21 protein-coding genes are annotated in these 26,151 nt (G+C 37.8%); 4 read left to right on the forward strand and 17 right to left on the reverse strand.

What is annotated here, in order from left to right; all coding sequences use genetic code 11:
- Positions 1 to 14 precede the first annotated feature (14 nt).
- The 10 genes from ACR1PO_RS05030 to ACR1PO_RS05075 all read right to left on the reverse strand — a co-directional run bounded on the left by ACR1PO_RS05030 (position 15) and on the right by ACR1PO_RS05075 (position 10,630).
- Entirely contained in the window at positions 15 to 1,343 is a 1,329-nt protein-coding gene (locus ACR1PO_RS05030; RefSeq protein WP_433986052.1) for a hydroxymethylglutaryl-CoA synthase family protein, read from the reverse strand.
- A 164-nt stretch (positions 1,344 to 1,507) separates the two neighbouring features.
- Entirely contained in the window at positions 1,508 to 4,018 is a 2,511-nt protein-coding gene (locus ACR1PO_RS05035; protein ID WP_433986053.1) for a M1 family metallopeptidase, read from the reverse strand.
- Between the two features lie 23 nt (positions 4,019 to 4,041).
- On the reverse strand, positions 4,042 to 4,260 hold the full coding sequence (locus ACR1PO_RS05040) for a hypothetical protein (protein ID WP_433986054.1): 219 nt from the start codon (positions 4,258 to 4,260) through the stop codon (positions 4,042 to 4,044).
- A gap of 214 nt (positions 4,261 to 4,474) precedes the next feature.
- Complete coding sequence (locus tag ACR1PO_RS05045) at positions 4,475 to 5,269, reverse strand: thymidylate synthase (protein ID WP_433986055.1); 795 nt, start codon at positions 5,267 to 5,269, stop codon at positions 4,475 to 4,477.
- A 137-nt stretch (positions 5,270 to 5,406) separates the two neighbouring features.
- Positions 5,407 to 6,057 (reverse strand): hypothetical protein, encoded by a 651-nt coding sequence (locus ACR1PO_RS05050; RefSeq protein WP_433986056.1) that lies wholly within the window; start codon positions 6,055 to 6,057, stop codon positions 5,407 to 5,409.
- Positions 6,058 to 6,072: 15 nt separating this feature from the next.
- On the reverse strand, positions 6,073 to 6,513 hold the full coding sequence (locus ACR1PO_RS05055) for a hypothetical protein (protein WP_433986057.1): 441 nt from the start codon (positions 6,511 to 6,513) through the stop codon (positions 6,073 to 6,075).
- A 143-nt stretch (positions 6,514 to 6,656) separates the two neighbouring features.
- Complete coding sequence (locus tag ACR1PO_RS05060; protein ID WP_433986058.1) at positions 6,657 to 8,006, reverse strand: alpha-amylase family glycosyl hydrolase; 1,350 nt, start codon at positions 8,004 to 8,006, stop codon at positions 6,657 to 6,659.
- 141 nt (positions 8,007 to 8,147) lie between these two features.
- A complete protein-coding gene (locus tag ACR1PO_RS05065) occupies positions 8,148 to 8,741 on the reverse strand; it encodes an IS1096 element passenger TnpR family protein (protein ID WP_433986059.1) in 594 nt (197 codons plus the stop codon).
- Between the two features lie 134 nt (positions 8,742 to 8,875).
- Entirely contained in the window at positions 8,876 to 9,907 is a 1,032-nt protein-coding gene (locus ACR1PO_RS05070; protein ID WP_002977494.1) for a sensor histidine kinase, read from the reverse strand.
- Positions 9,908 to 9,955: 48 nt separating this feature from the next.
- Positions 9,956 to 10,630: a response regulator gene (locus tag ACR1PO_RS05075; RefSeq protein WP_002977493.1), complete on the reverse strand. Its 675-nt coding sequence runs from the start codon at positions 10,628 to 10,630 to the stop codon at positions 9,956 to 9,958.
- A gap of 324 nt (positions 10,631 to 10,954) precedes the next feature.
- On the opposite strand from ACR1PO_RS05075, the gene ACR1PO_RS05080 reads away from it, so the two are divergent.
- Together ACR1PO_RS05080 and ACR1PO_RS05085 are read left to right on the forward strand one after the other, a co-directional pair.
- On the forward strand, positions 10,955 to 13,744 hold the full coding sequence (locus ACR1PO_RS05080) for a TonB-dependent receptor (RefSeq protein WP_433986060.1): 2,790 nt from the start codon (positions 10,955 to 10,957) through the stop codon (positions 13,742 to 13,744).
- 46 nt (positions 13,745 to 13,790) lie between these two features.
- The gene (locus tag ACR1PO_RS05085) at positions 13,791 to 15,200 is read left to right on the forward strand and encodes a beta-helix domain-containing protein (RefSeq protein WP_433986061.1); all 1,410 of its coding nucleotides are present in this window, start codon (positions 13,791 to 13,793) and stop codon (positions 15,198 to 15,200) included.
- 383 nt (positions 15,201 to 15,583) lie between these two features.
- On the opposite strand, the gene ACR1PO_RS05090 is transcribed toward ACR1PO_RS05085, so the two are convergent.
- From ACR1PO_RS05090 to ACR1PO_RS05120, 7 genes are all read right to left on the reverse strand, one after another.
- The gene (locus ACR1PO_RS05090) at positions 15,584 to 16,822 is read right to left on the reverse strand and encodes an amidohydrolase (protein WP_433986062.1); all 1,239 of its coding nucleotides are present in this window, start codon (positions 16,820 to 16,822) and stop codon (positions 15,584 to 15,586) included.
- A gap of 79 nt (positions 16,823 to 16,901) precedes the next feature.
- Positions 16,902 to 17,747: a helix-turn-helix domain-containing protein gene (locus tag ACR1PO_RS05095; protein ID WP_332385221.1), complete on the reverse strand. Its 846-nt coding sequence runs from the start codon at positions 17,745 to 17,747 to the stop codon at positions 16,902 to 16,904.
- Positions 17,748 to 17,932: 185 nt separating this feature from the next.
- Positions 17,933 to 19,267: an amidohydrolase gene (locus ACR1PO_RS05100; RefSeq protein ID WP_433986063.1), complete on the reverse strand. Its 1,335-nt coding sequence runs from the start codon at positions 19,265 to 19,267 to the stop codon at positions 17,933 to 17,935.
- A 1,275-nt stretch (positions 19,268 to 20,542) separates the two neighbouring features.
- Positions 20,543 to 21,832 (reverse strand): glutamate-1-semialdehyde 2,1-aminomutase, encoded by a 1,290-nt coding sequence (gene hemL / locus ACR1PO_RS05105; protein ID WP_433986064.1) that lies wholly within the window; start codon positions 21,830 to 21,832, stop codon positions 20,543 to 20,545.
- Between the two features lie 73 nt (positions 21,833 to 21,905).
- Positions 21,906 to 22,964, reverse strand: a complete 1,059-nt coding sequence (locus ACR1PO_RS05110; protein WP_374464887.1) for a glucosaminidase domain-containing protein — start codon at positions 22,962 to 22,964, stop codon at positions 21,906 to 21,908.
- Positions 22,965 to 22,979: 15 nt separating this feature from the next.
- Positions 22,980 to 23,888, reverse strand: coding sequence for a 1-aminocyclopropane-1-carboxylate deaminase/D-cysteine desulfhydrase (locus tag ACR1PO_RS05115; protein ID WP_433986065.1), 909 nt, complete (start codon positions 23,886 to 23,888; stop codon positions 22,980 to 22,982).
- A gap of 316 nt (positions 23,889 to 24,204) precedes the next feature.
- Positions 24,205 to 24,531: a hypothetical protein gene (locus ACR1PO_RS05120; protein ID WP_433986066.1), complete on the reverse strand. Its 327-nt coding sequence runs from the start codon at positions 24,529 to 24,531 to the stop codon at positions 24,205 to 24,207.
- A 40-nt stretch (positions 24,532 to 24,571) separates the two neighbouring features.
- Here ACR1PO_RS05120 and ACR1PO_RS05125 point away from each other — a divergent pair, with 40 nt between their 5' ends.
- A complete protein-coding gene (locus tag ACR1PO_RS05125; protein ID WP_034695095.1) occupies positions 24,572 to 24,751 on the forward strand; it encodes a C1orf53 family protein in 180 nt (59 codons plus the stop codon).
- A 5-nt stretch (positions 24,752 to 24,756) separates the two neighbouring features.
- A complete protein-coding gene (locus ACR1PO_RS05130; protein ID WP_002977479.1) occupies positions 24,757 to 25,284 on the forward strand; it encodes a DUF4136 domain-containing protein in 528 nt (175 codons plus the stop codon).
- Positions 25,285 to 26,151: the final 867 nt, after the last annotated feature.

Consider the following 26,151-nt stretch of genomic DNA (forward strand, 5'->3'; position numbering starts at 1 on the left):
TGCTGTCAATCATTTTATTTCTGATAGCTATAATATCTTGCTCCGGTTAAAACAGGATTTTCCGCTTCTACAGAGACAAGCCCGAAGCCTTTGTAATCTTTGTTTACAGACGCGTTCAACTGCTTTCTGTGGAGTTTTTCATAAGTTTCAAAATCAACAGCTGTTCTTTGTTTCAAACTTTCGAATAAATCCCATTTTTCCACTACCTTTTTCCAGTTCGCCGAAACTTTCCCTGCAAAAACCTTTGATTTCGAACCACTTCCGTACCCTACAAAACCAATTTCTTTCCCTGAAAGGTCATCATTTTCATTAAAAGCAGTCTCCAACGCAGAAAGAAGTGCCATAAATATAGATGCCGTGTACATATTTCCTATTTCGGAAGAAGCTCTCTGAGTTTTTTCTATCTTCTCATTAATTAATTTCAGATAGTTTTCAGATTTGGCAACCGCTTTCTGCTCATCTGCTGTTTCATAGGAAAGATTGTTCTCAAGGCTGTAAATTTCAGTAAAGACCCTTTTCCCGTGGAAAGCATAGGGAAGATGGAAAATAATATATTCCCAGTTTTCATAAGGCTTTTCCTTTCCTGTTATCTCCTTATAATGATTATAAGCTTCTCTTATTCTGTCCTGATAGCATTGGTTGGAATATTGTCCGTCAAAAACCGGTTCATCTGTAAAAATTTCAATTTTTTCGGGATATGTTTCCGGAGCTCCGTTCAGGTCCTCCTTTTTATATAATCTTCTGGGTTTGAAAAAGTCAAAGACACTTTCTGAAGCCACCCCCCAGTTATTTTCAATTTCAAGAAGATCTGGTTTTGATGAAACCAAAAGAGCTACTGCTCCGCCTCCCTGCGTATATTCGCCAGAAGAAGCCAGTTCATATTTTGCGTAATCACTGGCAATGACTACTGCTTTTTTATCAGGGTTTACTCTTATAAAATCCAGAGCATTATGCAATGCATCTACTCCTCCTACACAGGCAAAAGTCATATCAAGAACATCACAGTTTCTGAAACATCTGGATCCAAATTCTTCTTCCAGGACTTTTTCCACCATCTGTACAGCGTAGGAAGCTGTAGGTTTTGCAGCATCCAAAGCACTTTCTGTTCCCAGATACACTCTTGCTATTTCTTTCGGATTGATATGATAATCTTGTATAAGCTTCAGTAATGCTTCTGCTGCAAAGGTTGCAGCATCCTCATGGACATCAGAAAGTCCCATTTTATGAAGACCTAAGCCTTTCTCCAATTTTGCCGGTTCTATTCCTCTTTTCTCTGCTAAATCCTTAATCTCCAAATATAAACCAGGCACATAATAGCCCGCTGCCTCAATTCCAAAACTCATAATTGTCTAAATTTTGAACGAATTTATGAAAGATAACGCAAAAAACAGCAGGAAAAAGTACTGATTTTTATAACATCGTTAAAAATCAATATATTTTAAATGATAATCCGCCAATTTAATGTCAAGCAATAAAAATAAAGCCGGTAATCTACCGGCTTCTTTATTTATTTATAGTTTTCAATAGCTTTATTGAGAACATCTATCTGCTTGTTGATGCTTGCTGCGTTCTGCGGATTCTGTTTCAGCAGTTCCATTTTTTTGCTTAAGCCATCTTTCAGCATCTGAACCATCATCATTTTAGCCTGTGGATTATCTGCCATCTGATTTTTGGCATATCCTGCTATTTTCGTAATGCTTTCCGTAGCTTTCAGATTATCGGAAGTCATGATCCAGTTGAAACCGTCTTCCGCTGCTTTTCCCAATTCCGGGTTCTGGAATTTAATAAACGGATAAAAAGTAGCAAGGGGCGCAATATTTTCTATCTGGGAAGTAATTCTGTTCTTCACAATCACAGGAAGCAATTGTGCCTGCAATTCTTCTGAAGCTCCTTTCATATCAATTTTATCAGCCAGGCTGTTTGCCCTTGATGGATCGATGGTAAGAATTGCACTCATTGAACTTCCTCTCACTGCATTGGAAACGGCATTTATTCCTTTTTCAAATAATGGAAGGTATTTTTTGTCTTTTGTCTTTCCTAAAGCTGTAATAGCGGCAGCCTGGGTTAAAGTTTTCGGATCATTGGAAGCCAGTTTTTCAACTTCAGCACCCAGTACTTTCATCTGTTCAGGGTTGGTAAGGTCTATTAAGTTTAAAGCTTTTATTCTTACTCTGAAGAAAGGATCTTTCAGTGCAGCAGCCAATAATTTTGTCGCAGCAGGGCTTTTTCCAGCCTGATCTTTAATTCCGGTTAAAGCAAGGTACCTGCTTTTAAACTCCTTAGCATTGGTAAACTGCATCAGATTCTGTTCCGGAGTTTTAGTATCGGTAATATCAGCCAGTAAAACTCCATCTGCATTGATGTTAACGAGATCCGGTGTTTTAGAAACATCAAAACTGAATGTGTTTTTCGCTTCTGCATTTACCCAGACATTGTATCTTTTAGGTTTTCCATTGTCATATACATCTATAGCCAGAGGAAATTCAAATGGTTTTTCCTGAGTTTGATTAATGGTTACGGCAACCTGTTTTTTTACCGGCTCAAATGTAGATGAGTAATTAATCTTCGGGTTTCCGCTTCCAAAATACCATTGGTTAAAGAACCAGTTTAAGTCTTTACCCGATACTTTTTCAAAAGATAATCTTAATTGATGTGCTTCTGCATTCTGATATTCATTGGTTTTCAGATAATCATTCATTCCGGCAAAGAAGGCATCATCGCCAAGATAATTTCTCAGCATATTCAGAATTCCTCCTCCTTTCTGGTATGTTACGAGGTCAAAAACATCTTCACGGGATTCGTAATTGAATCTTACCAGGTTCTTATTAAAATCGGTTGGGTTATGAAGATAATTATTCACATCAGTCATCAGGTGATAATCTGCCTGGTCTTTTCCGTATTTGTATTCATTCCAAAGGTATTCGGAATAGTTGGCAAAGGACTCGTTCACTGTAAGATTACTCCAGCTTTCTGCCGTAACCAGGTCTCCAAACCAATGGTGGAACAATTCGTGAGCAATGGTATCTTCCCATGTATTCTCATCGATAAGCTGTCCCGGCTTTTGAAGAATATCGCTTCCGTGAAGTGTTGCAGTCGTATTTTCCATCGCTCCGCTTACATAATCTCTTCCGGAAATCTGAGCATATTTTGCCCACGGATAATCATAGTTCAGTTTTTTAGAGAAAAAGTCGATCATTTCCGGAGTATTTCCGTAGATCTGCTTAGCATACGGCTCATATTCTTTTTCAATATAATAATCAACCGGAATATTTTTCCATTTGTCTTTTACAACGGCATATTCTCCTACTCCCATAAAGAACAGATAGGTAGAATGCCTTTTATCCATCATCCAGTGATCGGTTCTAAGTCCGTTGGATTCTTTTTTGGATTCTTTCAGAATACCATTGGAAAGGGTAACGTATTTATCAGGAACTGTCATGTAAATTTCCTGTGTGGTCTTTTGATTAGGCTTATCGATAGTTGGAAACCATGCAGAAGAAGATTCTGTTTCTCCCTGTGTCCATATCTGTGTCGGCATATCCGGGTCTGTTCCCTGAGCATTAATGAAATACAGTCCTTTTGCATCATTGATCGCCATACTTCCCTGTTGTTTTACTTCATTGGGCCGGGCTGTGTATTTGATATAAACTGTATAATCCTGATTTCTCTGGTATGTCTTATCCAGAGTAATTTTCAGAATATCGTCTTTGTATTCGTATTTTAAAGGAGATTTTTTGCCGTTATTATCGAGAGACACTTCATGGATCAGCATTCCTTTTGCGTCAAGAGTAAGTTCGTTGGTTGCATAGAAGTAAGGTGAGGCGGTAAGCCATTCTTCTCCGTTCATCTGTTCTTTCTGGTAATCGAAATTTACTTTCAGTTTGGTATGCTTCAGTTCTGTTACTTTGGTATGGGTAGCTCTGTATACTTTTTCCCTTCCTGAAGTTTCAGTTTGTGCTGATACATTTGCGGAAATTAAAATTCCAAGTACAGCAATTGATAAAATGGCCTTTCTCATCGGTCTACTTTATTTTTTTAGAATTATTTTTTAATGATTATATCGAAAATATCATTGACTAAAGTTTCATAATCTCCCTTTTTAAGCTGTTCCTTTGTTTTTGCGAAGGCTTTTTTGAGCTCGCTTTCAGGGTTTTCGTCATCCACTATTTCTGCTGAAGCAACTCCTTTCAACTGCTGTACAGCATTTTTCAGCGCTTCAATATCTGCATGTTCTTCTATATTGATTTTTAAATACCTCATGATTTATGTTTAAGCATTTGAATTGATGTTCTCTTATCGGTCAATGGATTTATCGAATGAACCGGGTTTGTTTCTTTCAAATTTAAGAAACAATTGCGAAAAGAAGGTATGCTGAAGTATTTATATTCTGATTTCCCAGCTTATGGGCACAGATAATGCCTCTATTAATGTTAAAATAACAGAAGTAATAAAAAATTAAAGTGAGATAAGAATATTAAATGGCTACAGGAGCTTTAATCCCTGGATGGGGATCATAATTTTCTAAGGTAAAATCTTCGAAATCGAAATCAAAAATATTTTTAACATCAGGATTCAGTTTCATTGTCGGAAGAACTCTCGGTTCTCTGGCAAGTTGTCTGTTTACCTGCTCAAAGTGATTGTTATAGATATGGACATCTCCAAAGCTGTGAACATAATCTCCAACTTCCAGATCACAAACCTGTGCTACCATCATCAGCAGCAATGCATAGCTTGCAATATTGAACGGTACCCCAAGGAAAACATCAGCACTTCTCTGATACAGCTGTAAGGATAATTTACCGTCTGCTACGTAAAACTGGAACAAGGCATGACAAGGTGCCAAAGCCATATTCGGGATTTCCGCAACATTCCATGCTGATACAATCAGTCTTCTGGAATCCGGGTTCTTTTTGATCTGGTCGATTACTTCTGTGATCTGGTCTACTACTTTTCCGTCAGCGCCGTTCCAGCTTCTCCATTGTGCCCCGTAAACAGGTCCAAGATCTCCGTTTTCATCTGCCCATTCATCCCAGATACTTACTCCGTTATCTTTTAGGTATTTGATATTGGTATCTCCTTTCAGAAACCAAAGCAGTTCATAAATAATAGATTTTAAATGCACTTTTTTTGTGGTTACCAAAGGAAATCCTTTTGACAAATCATATCTCAGCTGATATCCGAAAACACTTCTTGTTCCGGTGCCTGTTCTATCGGTTTTATCAGTTCCGTTGTCTAAAATATGCTGTAAAAGGTCCAGGTAGTTTTGCATTTTGATAAGGAATTTATGGACCAAATTTAGTAAAAAAAAAGCATCCAGCCTATGGATACTTTTTATAAGAGATATATGTTTTTTCCGATAAATGAATGTATAACCTACACTATCAGTCTTTTAAGACAACAGAAGGATTACAATACAGAGACACTGATTTTTTCGCTGTTTCCGTTAATGGATTTCAGCTGTCCGTTTCTGCTTTCGTCCATAAAGCTATCAGTATAATAATCAAGACTCACGGGACCGAATTTTATAAGCTTTTTATATTTACTCTGATCAATCACATCTTTTGCTCCATAATCTATAGCAATAGATCCTATTGTTTTCAGTTTTCCCATTTTGCTGTTATCTAGTATATCATTAGGCCAATAATCTATAGCAATATTTCCTATTTTCTTTACTTTACCTGCTTTTTCTTCAGTAAAGGCCGAATCTTCCCAATAGTCTACGGAAATATTTCCTAAACTTTTCAGCTTACCGGCTTTTTCCTTTGTGAAAGCAGAATCTTCCCAGTAATCTATTTTAACGTTTCCAATGCTTTTAAGTTTTCCATATTTTACTTTATCAAAAACCTGATCATCATAGTATTCCAGCTTACCATTAAGGTCTGGAGCATTGAAATCAGCAATTGATCCGTCTGCATTAAGTGTAAATACAAAACCATCTACAGTAAATTTAACTGTTTCCAGATCATATGTCTTTGACGAAACGGTGGCACGAACCTGTGCATTGACCGCCAGACCTGCCCATAAAAAGACAAGGAAAAGTAAATTTTTAAATTTCATATTATTAAAGATTGATTACCAGATATGCTCAATATCCTGACTGATATTGTTGATGGTAAATATCTCTCCCATTTTCTTGCCAAACATTGCCTTTACCAAGGGAGATTCTGCAGAAACCGTCATAATCTTCTGTTTTTCATACATAATTTCTCCCATGGAAGCAGCCACATAAAATAATCCTTTACTGGTTTTCACCAATGCCCCGTTCTGTACTTTTTCTGAGGGGTCTGAAGTTATTTTCTGCAATACAGCCTGCTGGTTCAGGACTTCGTTAAGCTGTCTCTGCAGATTATTAATTTCCTGCTGAAGCATTTCCCTGCCGGTTTCATATTTGTCTCCCATGGAACTTTTCGTATCATTATTGGAAGCCCGGGTTTCTGCAATAAGTTTTTCGAAATACTGGATTTTGTCAGCGGCTTTCGCTTTAATAATATTGATGATTTCCTGTTTGTTCATTGTAATGGTGGATTTTTATTGTAGGGCAGATAAAACCACCCCGTCAAAATCATAGATTTCGACACCCCTCCGGCGGAGGGGAATTGCGTACAACTTAGTGACTATTCATGAAGGTATTAAAATATAAGCCGAAAATTTAAATATTACTTTTCAAATACAGCATAATCAGAAACTTTGAAAGTAAAGTCTTTTCCATTACTGAAATCCCTTTTGGTCTTATCAAAAACATTTCTGAATATTCCCGACAGGTGCTCATCTTCAATAGAAAAATTAACGGGTTCTTTTGACATATTCAGGACTACCAGTACTTCATCTTTCCCGTTTTTTCTTACATAAGCCAGAATCTTGTCATTGGCGGTCGTATTGAGAAGATAGGTGGTCACATTGGAATCTCCTCCTCTCAATGCAGGATTTGATGTTTTTAAATCCAATAATGTTTTATAGAAATCGGCAACCTGATAGGTATTTGTCCATTTGATGGCATCTTTTTCGAAGAATTCCAGTCTCTTCATATTCGGAAGTTCCTGGCCTGAATATAATAACGGAACGCCATTCCATGTTGCAGAGAATACTGCCATAGGCTTTGTGATGACTCCGTATTTTTCATATTCGGTACCGTTCCATGAGTTTTCATCATGATTGGTGGTAAACCATGCTCTCATTGAAGCGTCTCCGATATTGGAATATTGTCTCAACAGATCCTTCAACTCCTGAAGAGGCTCATTGTTTTTATAATAGTCAGCCGATTTATGCATCCATTTCCAGGAATAGCTGGCATCAAATACTTTTCCGTACTCCGGACTTTCCAGTTCATCAAACTCTCCCAGCCAGAAAAGCGGCTTCACTTTTTCCACTTCAGGACGTGCCTGTTCCCAGAAATCTACTTCCACCCATGAGGCAAGGTCACATCGGAAGCCATCAATATTGGTTTCCTGTACCCAGAATTTCATGGCATCAATCATTGCCTGCCGCATTTCCTGATTTTTGTAATCAAGTTCGATAATGTCATCCATTCCGGAGGCAATATGAAATTTACCGTCCGGATCTTTCAGGTAAAACTCAGGGTGTGTTTTTGTCCATACATGGTCCCATCCCGTATGGTTCGCTACCCAGTCAAGAATCACCTTAAATCCTAATCTGTGGGCCTCATTCACCATATCTTTAAAATCCTGCAGCGTTCCGAATTCCGGATTGACAGAGGTATAATCTGCTGCTGCGTAAGGACTTCCCAGGCTTCCTTTTTTATTCTGCTGGGCAATTGGAGTAACCGGCATAAACCAAAGTGTTTTTACTCCCATAGATTTCAGGCGGGGCATTTCTTTTGCAAAGGCTTTGAAAGTTCCTTCCTGAGTATATTGTCTTATGTTTACTTCGTAGATATTTGTGTTATGTTTCCAATCTTTTGGCAGTTCTGTCATCCTTCTGGTATTTTTTTGAGTGGTACAGGAAACAATTCCCAGACCAATTACAGCTAACAAAATTAATTTTTTCATTAAACTATTTTTAACAAAAGTAAGGATTGTTTTTGGGGTAAAAGGGTAAAAAAGGCAAAATCATTAAGAGCAGAAGGACTGTTCACTTTACCAGCCATAAAAAAAGCCCCGGGTCAAAACCCGGGGCCTATATTGTGCTGATTATCTTTCATCATCATTGTCATCCTCATCATCAAAGACATCGTCATTGTAGTCTTCTTCTTCCTCGTCATCGAAACTGTCGTCTTCATCTACAAAGTTTCCTCCTGCTACGAAATCATCATCAAAACCGAACTCATCATCTACCAACGGCAATGTTGATTTCTTCTTACCTCCTGAATTTCCGTTTTTGCTAGGAGCCTTCAATGGAACATTTCCAAATCTGTATACTGTGATCGGGTAGTTTACACCTTTTGTTTCCTCAATCACTTCTACAAGCTCACAGAAGAATTCCCAAAGATCAAGAAGCCCATATTGGAACTGTGCTTTGTCACCTACATTTTCAAAAGCCTCATCAATGTAAACATCTGACATGATCTCGCCATCACCATCATCACTCATATCTTCCAATGGGACACTTTTTACGATCGTTCCGTCATCTTCCAACAGATTAAAAGTAGAAAGCTCATCTCCCTGCAGACTGAATGCACTTTTAATTCCTAAATGTAAGTTCCATAACGTTTGTTTTCCCTTAACTTCAACATCACGGAAAATATCCTCTTTCGCATCTAATATTACGCGGATTTTGTAAACCATATCAGTTTCTTAAATTACTTTTTTGCCTTTATAATTATGATAAATCTCTGTTGCAAATATATAATAAATGACATGTGACAAAAAAATATTTCAGGATTTTTTAAAATATTTTTTTTTCTTACATTTTGCCGGAATTATTTACTTTTTTCGAGCATAAAACTGAACTTCGTCCCTTCCAGGTAAACGCTTTCCACGGTAATGTTTTCGTTGTGTGCTTCAAGGATGTGCTTTACGATAGCAAGACCAAGTCCGGAGCCGCCCTCTCTCCTGCTTCTGCTGGTTTCCACACGGTAAAATCTTTCAAAGATTCTTGGGAGAATTTCAGATTTGATTCCCATTCCATTGTCTATCACCTCTATCAGCACCTTATTTTTAAGGATACTGGTTTTTACAATTACTTTTGCTTCCTGTCTGTTGGCATAATGAATGGCATTGGAAATAAGGTTAATGAAAACCTGTGAAATTTTCTGTTTATCAGCTTCCACAAAGATCTGTGGATGAAGGGTCTGGATCTGTAATGTTGTATTTCTTTTTTCGGCTTCAAGGTCAAGAAGGTCGAAGATCTCTTTGATCAGAAGATTGACATCAAATTTCGAAACGGTAAGATTGATTTCGCCGGCCTCCAGCCTGTTGATCATATCCAGATCTGTCACAATGGCAATCAGTCTTTCTACCGATTTATCAATTCTTTCCAGATACTTATCTCTGATGGTAAGGTTGTCTACTCCGCCGTCTCTTAAGGTTTCCACATACCCCTGGATGGAAAATAAGGGAGTCTTAAGCTCATGGGAAACATTTCCGATGTATTCTTTACGGTAGCTTTCCATCTCTTTCATCATATCAATCTCTGATACCTGCTGCTGGTTGAGATCTGAAAACCTTTCCCCTAATTCTTTGATGGTGATATTTTCGTCCTGATTCTGTACTATTTCCTGCGGAAGAAATCCTGAGAGACCTTTTACCTGCTTCCTGCCGTAGTAATTGAAAAGCAGTTCCAGCACTACACAATTGATGAGGAAGATCAGGACAATACAGATGAAAAGACCCGTTTTGAACAAAGGGGTCTCATAATAGATATCTTTCAGTGAATCGAATACGACTACCAAAAGGAACATTACCAGTGTCAGCAGACATGAGGCAACGAGGGTAAGTCTGTAAAATTTCAATTTTACAACGTTTTAATGATTGAACGTAAAGTTAAGGTTTTTAAATAATTAAACGATCAGTTTATACCCAATCCCTTTTAATGTCTGAATCGTATTGATTCCTAACTTTTCTCTCAGTCTTCTGATATGAACATCAATCGTTCTTTCCCCTACAATCACATCATTACCCCAGACTTTTTCAAGAATTTCCTCTCTTTTGAAAACCTTCTCCGTATTGGAAGCCAAGAGGTAAAGCAGATCAAACTCTTTTTTAGGAAGAAGAAATTGCTGTCCGCTTTTGGAAACTCTGAAGTTATCTTTATCGATAACAAGGTCTCCGATTTCGATGAGTTTGGCATTGTCTGAAACCTGAGAGGTCAGCTGTAATAATGCGTTCACTTTAGAGATAAGGATTTTCGGTTTGATCAGTTTCACGATGTAATCATTGGCTCCAGCCTGAAAACCTGCTAACTGAGAAAATTCTTCGCTTCTTGCAGAAAGGAACACGATAAGTGTTTTTTGTAGTTCTTTCACTTTACGAAGTTCCTGACATGTTTCTATACCATCTTTCTCAGGCATCATGACATCCAATAAGATAAGGTCCGGAACAATTTCCTTTGCTTTTTCTATACCTTCATTACCATTGGTAGCAGTATAGATATCATACCCTTCTTTTTCCAAATTGTAAGACAGAATCTCTAAAATGTCCAGTTCATCGTCTATTAAAAGAATTTTTTTGCTCATCTTCTAGTTTAAGAATTCCCACAAAATTAATTATTTCCATTGGTTTCATCTATCCGGCAAATGTTAACTAATTATTAAAAAATTACATTTTAAATCCAAATTACAAAATCAATAAAAAAAACAACAAATAAATATACACAAATCAAATATAAGGAATAATATTTGAAATTAAAACAAAAATTATAATTATATAAATTAAACATCGATAAGTATAAATTTCATTCAGCCGTTAATACAAACTTCATAATTAATTAAGATTCTCCTAAAGTTTTCTTAAAAACTTAGCCTTTATTTTGCCCTTGAAAAAGAAGTAAAAGAAGTAAAATGAAAAAACAACTCCACAAGAGCATTATGCTACTTGCCTTGTTTTCTGCTGGCTATGCTTTTGCACAAAGTCAGATTCTGGAAGGTAGGGTATTGGACGAGAAAGACAACACTCCTATAGAAGGAGTAAAAGTAAAAGTAAATGGTCAGGAAGTTACCACTGACATTTCCGGATACTACTCTATCAACCTTTCCCCTGGTACCAATTACATTGTAACAGTAAGCTCCAACGGGTATAACAGAAAAGAGATCAGCGAGGTAGTTATCAAAAATGAAGGTAATACGCATCTTGATATCATTCTGGATAAGCCATCTGCCAAAGAAAAAGAAATTGAGGGAGTTGTCATAAAATCAAACGCAAGAAAAGAAACCATAGCTTCTACCATCGGTTTACAAAAGAATGCCGGTGTAGTTTCTCAGGTTATCGGTGTTGAAGCTATCAAAAGAAGTCCGGACAGAAACACCGGTGAAGTTCTGAAAAGAGTTTCGGGGGTGAGTTTATTTGACGGAAAATATATCGTAGTAAGAGGTTTATCTGACCGTTATAACCAGGCGATGCTGAACGGTATTCAGCTATCCAGTACAGAACCGGACAGAAAAACCTTCTCTTTTGACCTTTTCCCTGCCAACGTTATCGAAACACTTGTTATCAACAAAACTTTCATTCCTGAATATACCGGTGAATGGGGAGGAGCATTGATTCAGGTAAATACAAAGGATATTCCTAATAAAAACTTCTTCAACGTTCAGGTAGGTGTAGGAGGAAATACAGCTACTATGGGACAGGAATTCCATATGCAGAAAGGCGGAAAATGGGACTTCTTAGGTATAGATGACGGCTACAGAAAACTTCCTTCGAATATGCCTGCAAAAAATGCGTTCAGCATTCTGACCGAGGCACAAAAAACGGAGATCGGTAAAGGGTATACAAAGAATTTGGGATACAACAGTATCGGTTATCCGGAAAATTTAAGCTTACAGCTTGACGGAGGTTTCAATACAAAAGTTTTCGGAAAGGATTTAGGGGTAATTGCTGTTTTAAACTACAGTAACAACAAAAGAAGAACTGAATCTACCAACCGTTTCTTTACCATTAACGACCAGCTTGCTGATACCAATTTCGATTATTTTACAGAAAAATACAGCAATGATATTATTTTAGGAGGAATGTTGAACCTTGCTTTAAAGCTGAACAACAACAATAAAATTTCCTTAAAGAATATCATTACCAACAATACGGTAAACCACATGTCCTTCAGAACAGGAAAGGACTTTGAATTTGATCCGATCAACGGAACAAACATCATGGCAAGGGAGATAGGGTTTAAAGAAACTACTTTCTACAACTCAACCCTTAGTGGTAACCATAAAATTGATGCTCTTGGCGGATTGACCATAAACTGGTACGGAAGCTTCGGAATTCTTGATCAGTATATTCCTTTGCTGCAGCGTTTACAGTATAACCAATACACCAACATGCCGGGAAGTCCTTATCTGGCATTAATTTCCAATGGTCTTTCCCAAAAATCAGGGAGTGTATTCTACTCTACGCTAAGCGACTATTTATATAATGCCGGAGGTGATGTTTCCAAGACATTTACGATGTTCGGACAAAAGCAAACGATCAAGGGAGGGTATTTATTCCAGGTAAAAGACAGAATATACAATTCAAGGCCGTTCTCTGTAAGACTTGAAAATTTCAACCAGGGACTGCTTTCCCAGCCTTTTGAAACGATCTTCAATCCTCAGAATTTCGGAACTAACGGAGGGTTTACATTCGATGAAATTGCAGGAAACCAGTACAGATATATTGCCAATACAATCCTTAACGCAGGGTATTTACAGTTTGACAATAACTTTACACCTTGGTTAAGAGCAGTTTGGGGATTAAGAGTTGAAAACTTTGACCAGTTGGTCGGAAGCACGAAAAAGAGTGATGACCGTTTTGTAAATACACGTGTTACAGACTTCCTGCCTGCTGTTAACTTAACATTCAAGGTAAATCCTAAAATGAACATTCGTCTTGCCGGTTCACAAACTGTTGTAAGACCGGAATTCAGAGAGGTTTCTCCTTTAGCTTATTATGATTTTGATCTTGGAGCAACCGTAATCGGTAACAAATCTATTGAAAGAACAAAAATCACGAGTGCTGACCTTCGTTGGGAATATTACCCGAGAAACGGTGAAATCTTCTCAGTGGCAGCTTTCTATAAAAACTTCAAAAAGCCTATCGAATTATACTTCAACCAATCAGGGGTAGGAACCAGTAACACCTTCAACTATCTTAACGTAGATAAAGCTGATGCTTACGGATTGGAAGTGGAAGCCAGAAAAAAACTGGATTTTGTAAGTGCTCTTAAAAACTTTACGCTGGGTGGAAACGTAGCATTAATCAAAAACAGAGTAACAGACGAAGCTACCAAGATTGACAGGCCAATGCAGGGGCAGTCTCCATATACGGTAAACGTAAGCCTTCAGTATGATACTGAGAAATCAGGATGGTCTTCTACAGTATTATTCAACATGATCGGAAGAAGAATCCTGTATGTAGGAAATGACCAGGTGCCACCAATCTGGGAAGCACCAAGACCACTTCTTGATTTCCAGCTTGCTAAAAAATTATGGAGCAACAAAGGAGAGATCAAGCTGAATGTTTCAGATATCCTGAACCGTCGTGCCAAATTCTACCATGACCTGAACGACAACGGTAAGTATGACAGCAAAGATGCTCTTGCTATTGAAAGACTTACAGGAACCAATATCAGTTTAACACTGGGATACAATTTTTAATTCACTCAACAAATAATCTAATAAAAATAATTTAATTCTTTATAACATGAAAAAGTTCGTTTTATATTCTTTAATGCTTGGCGCTCTAGTATCAACTACCGCATGTAGAAATATAGAAGAAGATGGACCTACCATTATTCAAAATGGAGGTAGCGGAAACGGAGAAACTGAAAACCTTATTCTTTCAGGAAAAATCACTTCCAATACAACACTTAAAGCCAATAAAATCTATAAGCTGAGAGGACTGGTATATGTAACCAACGGAGCAACTTTAACGATCGAGCCAGGTACAAAGATTGTAGGTGAAGCTGATAAAAACGGTGCTTTGATCATTACAAGAGGAAGTAAAATCATGGCAGAAGGTACTGCTGCCAATCCTATTATCTTCACTTCTGAAAAACCAAGTCCAAAAAGAGGAGACTGGGCAGGTGTCGTAATTTTAGGAAATGCTCCTACCAACTCATCTTTCGGTGGAGCAAACGGAGTTGGAGAAATTGAAGGAGGAATCAACAACTCTGAAGGTCTTGGACTTTACGGTGGAACAAATGCTGCTGACAACAGTGGTGTATTAAAATATGTAAGAATTGAATATGCAGGATATGCATTCTTACCGGATAAAGAAATCAACGGGCTTACTTTCGGTGGTGTAGGTAGCGGAACTACAGTAGATTATGTAGAAGTTGCTTATGCTAATGATGACAGTTTTGAATGGTTCGGAGGAACGGTAAACTGTTCTCACCTTATTTCTTATAAAGGTTTAGATGATGATTTCGATACAGATAACGGTTATTCAGGAAAGGTACAGTTTGGTATTGCTGTAAGAGATTCTCAGGTAGCGGACGTTTCAGGCTCCAACGCATTTGAATCTGATAATGATGCCAACGGTTCTACTTTAACGCCTCAGACATCTGCTACATTCTCTAACATGACGATTATCGGGCCAATCAACTCTGCGGCTCCGGGGTCTATCAACGCGTTATTCCAGAATGCATTACAGATCAGAAGAAACTCTTCTATCTCAGTATTTAACTCTGTATTTACAGGATTCCCTGTTGGTTTATTCATCGATGCTACAAAAGGTTCTCCAACAGATAACAATATTGTAGGTAATAAACTATTCTTTGAAAACAACGTATTGGCAGGAAATACAACTCCTTTAAAATTCGGACCATCTACATCTACTCCTACAACGTATACGTTGGCTGATCTTACAACATGGTTCAATGCTAAAGGAAACACAATCCTTGCTTCTACAGCTGATGTAAAACTTGCCGGCGCATGGGCTCCAGCAGGAACTACACCAAACTTTACTCCTACTGCGGGTTCTCCATTATTAACAGGAGGAGCCTTTACTAACCCTAAGTTAGCGACTTGGTTTACACAGGTAACTTATAAAGGAGCTGTAAAGGATGCTACAGATACATGGTATGCAGGCTGGACTAACTTCAACTTATAAAACAATATAGTAGTTAGATTAATTTCATTTAAATTTAAAAAGCCTTCGGAACATTTTCCGAAGGCTTTTTTCTTCATTATTCCCTGGTTTTACAAAAGTCTGCCGGTTTCAATATGAACATCTGTTCATATTGAAAAAAACTGAAAACAGCAATTTGAACAGTTGTTTTTACAGCAGATGACAAAGATTTTCACAGCCGTTTACAGATAAGTTCAGGCTAAAGCCAGAGGAATGAATTTGTTTTTACATAACGGGCTAAAAACCCGAAATCAACTCGAAACTCGAAATGCGTAATCTCGAAACCTGCGGCTACAAAAAATGCCACCGGAAAGACTCCGATGGCATTCACAAAAAACAAGTGTATAAAAATATATATACTTCAATTAATTTCTCCAGAATAAATTCCCGCCGTTCATCAGGGCTTTTATTCCGGACATTCTGGAAACGGCTTCCGCAGAACAGGAAGCATCCGTCAGAACGATCGCAGCGTCATCACCTGCTTTTGGCCATTGCTGATTTCCTTTGTCATCCAGAGGAAGAATACTTTGAGTTGCAAACTGCAAGGTTCTCGACAACGCGTATTCTGTGGCGTACCCATAGAGCTCAGCAATCAGATTCGCTTTCTGTAACATATTTCCGGATCCGAATGTACTCCAGTAATCCTGCACATTATCATTTCCGATCAGTACATTTACCCCGTATTTTTTTAAGGTTGGAATTGGCATTACTTTTCCTTTAAAAGGTATGGAAGAAGCAATTCCTACTTTTGCTGCAGCCAGTTTTTCTGCAACCTGCTCCGTTTCTTTTGGTGAGAGATAAGCTAAAGCAAATGCATGACTAACAAATGTTTTTCCCTGAAGTTCAGGATTTTCGATCGCTTTATCAATCAGGTAATTGATTGTTTTCATTCCGGACTCTCCCGTTTCATGCAGGTGAATATCAATTCCTTTATGATGGTCTAAAGCCAGCTGAACAGTAAAATCCATTACTTTTTCAATGCTTCCGTCAATACTTAAAGGATCCAGCCCTCCAATAAATTTCACATTTTTCAGTTGTGCGGCTTCTTTCATCAAAGGTGCAGATTCTGTATGGTAAACACCATGCTGCGGGAAGGCAACCAGCTCCGCTTTGAAGGATTCTTTTTTATTTTCAAGCGCCTGCTCAAGGTGTTCCAGGGATTTCAACCCTGAAGTAGGATCAATATTGAAATGAGTTCTCACAAAATGAGTTCCGTAATGCTGCAACAGGCTGATCAGCTGTTCTGCTCTGCTTACAGAAGTTTTCAACAGCTCAGGAATGATCTGCTGCTCATAAGCGATCATATCTTTTACAGTCTTTCTTTTCGGAGAAAGGGCCTGCCACGGAAGCCCATATAATGTCTTGTCAAGATGGATGTGCATATCCCTGAAAGCAGGAAGCATCAGATATCCTTTAGCATCTATAGCTTCAGAAGCGTGGTCATTGGCTTTCACTGTTTTTATTTTTCCGTCCTCAATTTCAATACTGAAAAGGCCGGTCTTTGTTCCTATAACCTCTTCATTTTCGTATTCAAAACCTGTTTCAAGGCGGACATTTTTCAGGGTATATTTTCCTTTTGCAGTTAATTGATAGGGAAATTGCATGATTTAAATTTTAACAATACAAAATTAACCTGGCTTAAGGATAAAACCGGTGTATCAATTATGTCTTGTTTTGTACAGATTATTCTTTGAACTGGGAAGGTGTCATTCCCGTTTGTGCTTTAAAGAATTTGGAAAAGCTGGCATGATCATAGAAACCCAGGTCATATACAATATCCTTTACGGACATTTCAGAAACTTTTAAGAGTCTTTTTGCTTCCAGTAAAATACGGTTCTGAATGAGGGAAGAAGCCGAAACATTGAGACTTTTCTTGCAGACAATATTCAGATAATTGGCAGAGATATTCAGTTTTTCAGCGTAAAAAGAAACTGATCTTTCCGTTTTAAAATGTTCGTCAATAAGATGCAGAAACTTTGAAATAATAGGGTTTGAGTTGTAGACTTCAAAATCCTTAAAAACCCCTTCCACAGATTTGCTCACCAAAAGGCCAATCAATTCGCTTCTTTTTTGAATAAGTTCCCAGAATATTTTCTCCTCGCCCAGTTCTTTCCGGATTTCTTTGAATTCATACAGAAACATGTCAAACACTTCTTTGGAAAGGTTGATCACCGGATGATTCTGGTAATAAGAAGCTGAGAACCTTAACGACGGCAGAAAACTTTCAAACCAATCTCTACTGATCATCAGCTGGTATCCTATGGTTTCTTTTTCAATGACCCACTGATGCACCTGATCAGGAAAAACAAGATGAATCTGATAGTCTTTTACCTGATATTCTGTAAAATCTATGGTATGTGAGCCTACTCCGTGCTCAAAAAGATTAATGATAAAAAAGTCATGCTTGTGGGGTTCATCAATAGAACGCGCTCCGTAAAGTTCATTAAACAGCAGATTACAGCCCTTCAGCTGATTCTCGCTGAATTCCTGAATTCCTAAAACCGGAAAATGATCTGTATGGTAACCCACTCTGCCTGATTTTCTCCTAAAATTACTAAAAATTGTGAGAGAAAACTAAAAATAACCACAAAAGGATAAAAGCATTACCTTCACTCTTACTTCAGTCTCAGTCCGCATTCACTTCTATACCCTTTGTGGTCAAAAAACACAACTAGATTATATTTATATCTTTATTTAATCAACTCTTATTTGAATTAAAAAACAACGTTTCCATCATGTACCAATGATTCCACCTCTGAAATTCTTGATACCGCTTCTGCTGAACAGCTGGCATTGATCAGTACAAAATCTGCCTTATCTCCGGCTTTAGGCCACTGTTGGTGTCCTTTGTCATCCAGCGGAAGGATATTTCCTGTGGCCAGCTTTAAGCTTCTTGATAGTAAGAATTCTGTTGAATATCCATACAATTGAGCCATTAAATTAGCTTTCTGAAGTACACTTCCTGTACCGAAAGTATTCCAGTGATCCACAATGCTGTCATTCCCTGTAAGAACTGTGACATTATGTTTGTAAAGCGTTGGTATTGGCATGACCAGTCTTCCGAAAGGGATTGTAGAAACAATTCCGATTTGAGCTTCAGATAATTTTTCAGCAATTTCTTCCTGTTTTACGGCTTCTAATTTCCCAAGAACAAAACAGTGGCTCAAATAGGTTTTTCCTTTCAGAGAAGGGTTTTCATTTACTTTTTTAATCAGATATTCTACTGTTCTCAATCCGGAATCTCCGGTTTCATGCAGGTGGATATCAATCCCTTTTTTATGGTCTGTAGCAAGCTGGACGGTAAAATCCAGTACTTTTTCAATATCTCCATCGATGTTGAACGGATCTACTCCACCGATAAAATCGATGTCCATTTTTGCCGCTTCTTTCAGATAAGGCACTGAATCCGTATAAAACACACCGTGCTGTGGAAAAGCCACCAACTCGGCTCCAAAACCTTTCTTTTTATTTTCTAAAGCCTTCTGCAGATTTTTTAATGACTGAAGCTTGGAAGTAGGCTCAATATTTACATGGCTTCTTGCGAAGGAAGTTCCTTTTGACTGTAACAATTCAATTAGCTTTTCAGCCTTAAAGGTTGAATTCTTAAGCATCTCCGGAAGCATTTTCTGCTCCAGTTCGATCATTCCCTTGACTCCTCCGTTCCTTTTTCTAACAGCCTGCCACCGGTCTCCATAAAAAGTTTTGTCAAGATGAATATGCATATCCCTGAAAGCAGGAAGCATCAACAATCCTTTTGCATCTATGGCTTTGGCATTGGGCTGATTCGGTGAAATCTTTGTGATTTTTCCGTTTTCAATTTCTACACAGAACAGATCTGTTTTGGTAGAAGCCACTTCCCCATCCTGATATTCAAAACCTGTTTCCAGACGAACATTTTTAAGGCTCATTTTTCCTTTTGCTGAAATACTGTTTTCATCAAAAAAAGGGGATGCGGTCATGATAGTAGGCATTAAAGTTAATCCCGCTACAGCCAATGCTGAATTCCGGATAAAGTCTTTACGGGAGATGGTAGGGTCTGAGGTCTTCATTTCCAATCTGTTTATGGCAAAATTAAAAAGAAGCGTCCTGAACAAAGTGTATGGTTTATTACAAAATCTGTATGATTTATGCTTTGTGGCAATTACTTTCTAAATGCTAAGTTTATCTTTTCTGTATCACGATCAAAAGATTTTACGGTAATTCTCATCCGCAGGAATCCAGGTTACTGTCTACGTTGCAGAGACTCCTACGGAGTGACGAACTATGCGCATATTTTGTAATAAAATCACTTAAGATTTACGGAAAGTATTACCATAACGCTTGCCATTCCGCAGGAATCCAGGTTATACTGTCTACGTTGCAGAGACTTCTACGGAGTGACAAACTATGCGCCTACTTTGTAATAAAATCACTTAAGATTTACGGAAAGTATTACCGGCACCCTTGTCATTCCGCAGGAATCCAGGTTACTGTCTACGTTGCAGAGACTCCTACGGAGTGATAAACTATCCGCATATTTTGTAATAAAATCACTTAAGATTTACGGAAAGTATTACCATAACGCTTGTCATTCCGCAGGAATCCAGGTTACTGTTTACGTTGCAGAGACTCCTACGGAGTGACGAACTATGCACATATTTTGTAATAAAATCACTTAAGATTTACGGAAAGTATTACCGGCTCCCTTGCCATTCCGCAGGAATCCAGGTTATACTGTCTACGTTGCAGAGACTCCTACGGAGTGACGAACTATGCACATATTTTGTAATAAAATCACTTAAGATTTAAGGAAAGTATTACCGGCTCCCTTGCCATTCCGCAGGAATACAAATGATGTTGTTTTACGTTGCAGAGACTCCTACGGAGTGACGAACTATGCGCCTATTTTGTAATAAAATCACTTAAGATTTACGGAAAGTATTGCCGGCAACCTTGTCATTCCGCAGGAATCCAGGTTACTGTTTACGTTGCAGAGACTCCTAGGAGTGACAAACTATGCGCATATTTTGTAATAAAATCACTTAAGATTTACGGAAAGTATTACCGGCTCCCTTGTCATTCCGCAGGAATCCAGGTTACTGTTTACGTTGCAGAGACTCCTACGGAGTGACGAACTATGCGCATATTTTGTAATAAAATCACTTAAGATTTACGGAAAGTATTACCGGCTCCCTTATCATTCCGCAGGAATCCAGGTTACTGTTTACGTTGCAGAGACTCCTACGGAGTGACGAACTATGTGTATATTTTCATTTTTATTTACCCATAAGCACCTGAATTTTTTTACAAAAAAAACCGGATCTAAAATCCGGTTTTGTTTATATTTATTTATTTGAATATTCAAATTTTCTTACTGCTTCTAAGGTCATATCAATTTCTTTATCCTTGATGGCATCACTGATGAAATACGTTTCGTATCCACTTGGTGGTAAATACACCCCATTCTGCAGCATCTGGTGGAAGAAATTATTAAACAATGAATGGTTAGCTTCCTGAGCCTCATCAAAATTAGAAACTCTGTTGATATGGAAGAATACAGACATCATAGAACCTTTTCTGTTGATTTTATGGGCAATTCCTTTTTCATTCAGAATTTTTCCGATCTCGAAATCCAATGTTTCTGTTGTTGTATGTAATCTGTTGAAAAATTCAGGATCGTTTTTAATAAGCTGAAGTGTTTTTAATCCTGCTCTCATGGCCAAAGGATTTCCACTTAACGTCCCAGCCTGGTAAACTCCTCCTTTTGGTGCAAGGTGGTCCATAATTTCATTTCTTCCGGCGAAAGCTCCTACCGGAAGTCCTCCTCCGATTACTTTTCCGTAAGTCACTAAATCTGCTTTTACGTTGAAAAGCTCCTGAGCTCCTCCGAATGCTAATCTGAAACCGGTCATTACCTCATCAAAGATCAATAAGGCTCCGTTTTCATCACAGATTTTTCTAAGGTTTTGTAAGAAGTCATTTTCAGGCAGGACGCATCCCATATTTCCGGCAACCGGCTCTATAATTACCGCTGCAATTTCTCCCTGATTGTGACGGAATAAATCCTCGACCTGTTCAAAATCATTGTAACGTGCCAGTAATGTATCTTTGGCGGTTCCGGCTGTTACTCCCGGAGAATTTGGATTTCCGAATGTAGCGGCACCACTTCCGGCTTTAATCAGGAATGAATCTGAATGTCCGTGATAACAGCCTTCAAATTTTACAATTTTATCTCTTCCTGTATATCCTCTTGCCAGCCTGATGGCACTCATACACGCTTCCGTTCCCGAAGAAACCATTCTGATCTGGTCAATATTAGGAACATTTTCGATGATAAATTTTGCAATTTCTGTTTCCAGTTCGGTAGGAGCACCAAAAGAGAACCCTTTCTCTGCCTGTATCTTCAGTTCTTCCAGTACTTCAGGATGTGTATGTCCTAAAATGGCCGGGCCCCATGAGTTGATATAATCGATGTAAGTATTGTCATCTGCATCAGTAAGGTAAGCACCTTTTGCCGATTTCATGAAAACGGGCACTCCTCCTACGGATTTGAATGCTCTTACCGGAGAGTTTACCCCTCCCGGAATGTATTTGTAGGCTTCATCAAACAAAGCCGAACTTCTTTGATACTTCATATATATTTAGTTGGTGTTGACAGCTGCGGGTTGGCATATACTGTCAACGGTAGTCTCTCAACAAAGAATTAAATTAGTTTCGTGGTTTTTTATCTATTAAATAAATCAGCTGTCCTGCAGATGGCTGCTGTCCTTCATCCATTCTGTTTTTAGCATATAATTTATTTAATTTGATTCCGAATTTCTGGGCGATATCATGCATATCTTCTCCGTATTCGGCTTTATAGGTAGCTGTATTTCCTGTAGAATTTTTAGATTCAAGGAAAACGATGTCATTTTTCTTTAAAGTTTCACTTTCCAGTTCATTCCACTTCATCAGCCTGCTTTCGCTGACTTTGAATTTATTGGCAATGAATTTTACATCGGTATCTTCAGGAATAATGATATATTTCAGGCCGTCATTCGGATGGCTTTTGATAAGAATGGAATTAAGGATTTCAGCTTTCGTTTTGATTCTTTCCACTCTTTTTTGCTGCTGCGCATACGAAGTCTGTTTGTAAGGGACTTCTACAGTAACCGGTTCTTTAGCTTTTTTAACTGCTTTTGAAGGGTCCAGTTGTGCCATGAACGTTCTGTCATCCTTCAGATCCGGATACATTTTAAGAACGGCGTACAATACTTCATTGGAATTTGTATTGTCATATTCGTATAGTCTGTACTTTTCAATTTTAGTGATAAGAATTGAAGCATAACGGGGATTGGTAGCATAGCCTGCTTTTTTCAAACCATAAGCCCATGCTCTGTAATCTTTCATATCCAGCTTGAAAAGGTTTGCGTAGTATTTTCTGGTGGATAAAAATATGGAATGGTCTTCATAAGACTGTCTTGGATCTTCATACACACGGAAGCATTCGTTAGGTGCATCATCGGTATGTTTCATCGTTTTACCGGTCCAGTCTTCTTTACATTTTATACCGAAGTGGTTTTTACCTTCCAGTGCCAGTCTGCTCTGCCCGCCCCCGGTTTCCAGTAATCCCTGGGCAAGGGTAATAGAAGCCGGAATTTTATATTTTTCCATTTCTTCTACGGCATATTTAGCAAACTTCTGAATATACTGATCTTCGGTTGCCCAAGTCTGGGCTGAAAATTTTGATAAAACTAAAAGGCTTATGGATAGGAAAAGTCTTTTCATGTTTTTCAATTTTACTTATATAATTAAATTTCTATTCTGTTTTTCCAACAGCAGATTTGCTCCTTCAATTCCCTGTAATCCACCAGTGTGAAAACACAAAATCTTACTGTTTTCAGGAAAATATCCTTCTTCAATCAAATCAAAAATCTTCTCCAGCATCTTTCCTGTATAAACCGGTTCCAAAGGAATACCGTACCTCTCTTTAAAATCATTGATAAAACGGACGTTTCCGTCATTTATTTTACCATAACCTCCAAAACATGAATCTATTAGATTAAAATTCTGTTTCAAAGTTAATTCAAAAATTTTATTTTCGAGTGAAGCATCGTCAACGGCTTTAAATCCTATAACTTTCTGATTCTCTTCACAAAATTTTGAAATACCTGCAACGGTACCGCCGGTTCCAACTGCGGTGCAAAGATAGTCAAAATCTTTTGTTTGTTCATTGAGCATCATTCTCACCCCTTCTACGGCCTCTTCATTGGTTCCTCCTTCAGGAATGATTAATGCTTCCGGGAACTCCTGCTGAAGGAATTCTGTCAGTTTTTCTTTGTGGCGGTATTCTTCCCGGGTGACAAATTTCAGGTTCATTCCGTTTCTCTTTGCGAAAAGTAAGGTTGGATTATCCCGCCATTTATGCTGCAATTCTTCTCCTCTGATAATTCCCAATGTTGGAATACCTGCCAGGTTCCCTACGGCTGAAACCGCTGCAATATGATTGGAAAAGGCGCCTCCGAAAGTAATAATATAAGAGTTTCCCTGATTTTTTTCAAGATAGTTATTGACATTGTGAAACAGCTTCCAGTATTTGTTGCCTGAAATCAGCGGATGAATCTGATCTTCCCTTTTAATGAAAAGCCTAATATTTTTCTGAATGGGAATTTCCTGGATAGGAACAGGTTTTGTGGGAGGTTTTAATAGCATTTCAGTTTTACAACTAAAGGTTTATTCTTTACAAAAGTAGGAAAAGATTTAGTGTTGTGGCAATTTGTTGTTTTTATAGATTCTTTTTACCACAGATAATATGGATTTTCACAGATGATTGTGTTAAGAATGTGCGAATTTTGTATAATAAGATAAGGATTATAATTTAAGTTTCGGCTAAAGCCGGATGAATTCGGATTTTTTGATAAACGGGCTAAAGCCCGTTCCTATTGAATTATAGATAATATTGAAGCCAGAATCCACAACCCGGAACCCGAATCTCGTAACCGGAACTCCGACGCATCATGCACTTATTCTAAAGATATTTTCTGAAGCTCCAGAATTTTCTTTTTCTGAGATAATTCAGGTTGTTTTCATTGGCATATGCTTCCCTTTCAAAGGAAATTCTTCTGTAGGCCAGATAACCGTCCTTAAGTCTGAAGAACCAATAATAGTACTCAATACCATAGAAGATATAAAAAAAAATGATGAGCATTTCCAATTGTTGACGCAGATGGATTTTTTCGTGATTGATCAATACATTATTTTCCTTATCTTCGGGTTTCCTAATGAAGATAAAGGGAAAGAGAGCGATGCCATTAATTTTTAATTTTTTTAAAGGCTTTTGGCATACAATTATCATAGTAACAAATATAAAAAGTTTTTTGACTAGCATTTAACTTATGGCCCATTATGACATCAAAGAAGGTGAAGACTTCTACTATAATGAACAGGGGTACAAGGTTTTTACAGAAAAATTCCATCTGAAAAGAGGCTATTGCTGTAAAAGCGGCTGCAGACACTGTCCTTACGGGTACGATAAAAAGACTGATACATTCATTAAAAGTGATAAAAAAAAATAAATAAAATGAAAAAATATATTTTTATTTTGTTGGCATCTGCTACTTTAGGCTTAACTTCTTGTAGCCCTTTTCAGGTACGTTCCGATTATGCTGAAACCGCCAATTTCAATTCTTACAAAACCTATAAAATAAGAATTGATGATCTAAAACTGAATGATATTGATAAAGACAGAGTATTGAATGAACTGTCCAGACAGCTTCAGAGCAAAGGACTTCAGTCCGGAGAAAATCCTGATCTGATTATCAATGTAAAAGCGAATCATAAAAAGATTACTGATATCAACTCGTCTTCTCCTTACGGAATGTGGGGATGGGGCGGACCATTCGGATGGGGTGTTGGCATGAACAGAACATGGACAACAAATTATAATGAAGGAGCATTAATTGTTGATCTTATTGATGCAAAAACCAATAAATTAGTTTGGCAGGGTATCGGAAGCGGAATTTCTGTAGATTCTCCGAAAGCAAAACAAAGACAGATTCCTGAGATTATGGCTGAGATTATGAAGAATTATCCGCCACAAAGAAAATAAAATGTAAGTCATCCATTATATAAGCCGGTACTTTTTGTACTGGCTTTTTTATGTTTTATTAGCTGGAATTTCCTGATGGGAATAGTCTTTAATTATAATGGCAGAGTTTTTACCGCAGATTATACGGAATTGCACGGATAATTGTTAAAAATTACCTTATTATTTAAGTTTTGGCTTAAGCCAAAGGGAAACGTTTTATTTTTAAACCGGGCTAAAGCCCGGTTCTATTGAATATCCAATATTGAGGATAAACCATAGAAAAGTATCTGCTTATGGGTAATTATTTTGTTTATCCCGCAGATAGCACAGATTTGCACAGATGATTGTTGAAAATTACCTTGTTATTTAAGTTTTGGCTTAAGCCAAAGGAAAACATTTTATTTTTAAACCGGCCTAAAGCCCGGTTCTATTGAATATCCAATATTGAGGTTAAACCATAGAAAGTATCTGCTTATGGTAATTATTTTGTTTATCCCGCAGATAGCACAGATTTGCAAGGATAATTGTTAAAAATGACCTTGTTATTTAAGTTTTGGCTTAAGCCAAAGGAAAACGTTTTATTTTTAAACCGGCCTAAAGCCCGGTTCTATTGAATATCCAATATTGAGGATAAACCATAGAAAAGTATCTGCTTATGGGTAATTATTTTGTTTATCCCGCAGATAGCACAGATTTGCACAGATGATTGTTGAAAATTACCTTGTTATTTAAGTTTTGGCTTAAGCCAAAGGAAAACATTTTATTTTTAAACCGGGCTAAAGCCCGGTTCTATTGAATATCCAATATTGAGGATAAACCATAGAAAAGTATCTGCTTATGGGTAATTATTTTGTTTATCCCGCAGATAGCACAGATTTGCACAGATGA

This window comes from Chryseobacterium amylolyticum, assembly GCF_051011775.1.
Classification (GTDB): Bacteria; Bacteroidota; Bacteroidia; order Flavobacteriales; family Weeksellaceae; genus Chryseobacterium.

Bases quoted from the DNA above. Each gene is read 5' to 3' on its own strand.
- ACR1PO_RS05030 (WP_433986052.1), bottom strand. From the start codon at position 1,343: ATGAGTTTTGGAATTGAGGCAGCGGGCTATTATGTGCCTGGTTTATAT.
- ACR1PO_RS05035 (WP_433986053.1), bottom strand. From the start codon at position 4,018: ATGAGAAAGGCCATTTTATCAATTGCTGTACTTGGAATTTTAATTTCC.
- ACR1PO_RS05040 (WP_433986054.1), bottom strand. From the start codon at position 4,260: ATGAGGTATTTAAAAATCAATATAGAAGAACATGCAGATATTGAAGCG.
- ACR1PO_RS05045 (WP_433986055.1), bottom strand. From the start codon at position 5,269: ATGCAAAACTACCTGGACCTTTTACAGCATATTTTAGACAACGGAACT.
- ACR1PO_RS05050 (WP_433986056.1), bottom strand. From the start codon at position 6,057: ATGAAATTTAAAAATTTACTTTTCCTTGTCTTTTTATGGGCAGGTCTG.
- ACR1PO_RS05055 (WP_433986057.1), bottom strand. From the start codon at position 6,513: ATGAACAAACAGGAAATCATCAATATTATTAAAGCGAAAGCCGCTGAC.
- ACR1PO_RS05060 (WP_433986058.1), bottom strand. From the start codon at position 8,006: ATGAAAAAATTAATTTTGTTAGCTGTAATTGGTCTGGGAATTGTTTCC.
- ACR1PO_RS05065 (WP_433986059.1), bottom strand. From the start codon at position 8,741: ATGGTTTACAAAATCCGCGTAATATTAGATGCGAAAGAGGATATTTTC.
- ACR1PO_RS05075 (WP_002977493.1), bottom strand. From the start codon at position 10,630: ATGAGCAAAAAAATTCTTTTAATAGACGATGAACTGGACATTTTAGAG.
- ACR1PO_RS05080 (WP_433986060.1), top strand. From the start codon at position 10,955: ATGAAAAAACAACTCCACAAGAGCATTATGCTACTTGCCTTGTTTTCT.
- ACR1PO_RS05085 (WP_433986061.1), top strand. From the start codon at position 13,791: ATGAAAAAGTTCGTTTTATATTCTTTAATGCTTGGCGCTCTAGTATCA.
- ACR1PO_RS05090 (WP_433986062.1), bottom strand. From the start codon at position 16,822: ATGCAATTTCCCTATCAATTAACTGCAAAAGGAAAATATACCCTGAAA.
- ACR1PO_RS05100 (WP_433986063.1), bottom strand. From the start codon at position 19,267: ATGAAGACCTCAGACCCTACCATCTCCCGTAAAGACTTTATCCGGAAT.
- hemL (WP_433986064.1), bottom strand. From the start codon at position 21,832: ATGAAGTATCAAAGAAGTTCGGCTTTGTTTGATGAAGCCTACAAATAC.
- ACR1PO_RS05110 (WP_374464887.1), bottom strand. From the start codon at position 22,964: ATGAAAAGACTTTTCCTATCCATAAGCCTTTTAGTTTTATCAAAATTT.
- ACR1PO_RS05115 (WP_433986065.1), bottom strand. From the start codon at position 23,888: ATGCTATTAAAACCTCCCACAAAACCTGTTCCTATCCAGGAAATTCCC.
- ACR1PO_RS05120 (WP_433986066.1), bottom strand. From the start codon at position 24,531: ATGATAATTGTATGCCAAAAGCCTTTAAAAAAATTAAAAATTAATGGC.
- ACR1PO_RS05125 (WP_034695095.1), top strand. From the start codon at position 24,572: ATGGCCCATTATGACATCAAAGAAGGTGAAGACTTCTACTATAATGAA.
- ACR1PO_RS05130 (WP_002977479.1), top strand. From the start codon at position 24,757: ATGAAAAAATATATTTTTATTTTGTTGGCATCTGCTACTTTAGGCTTA.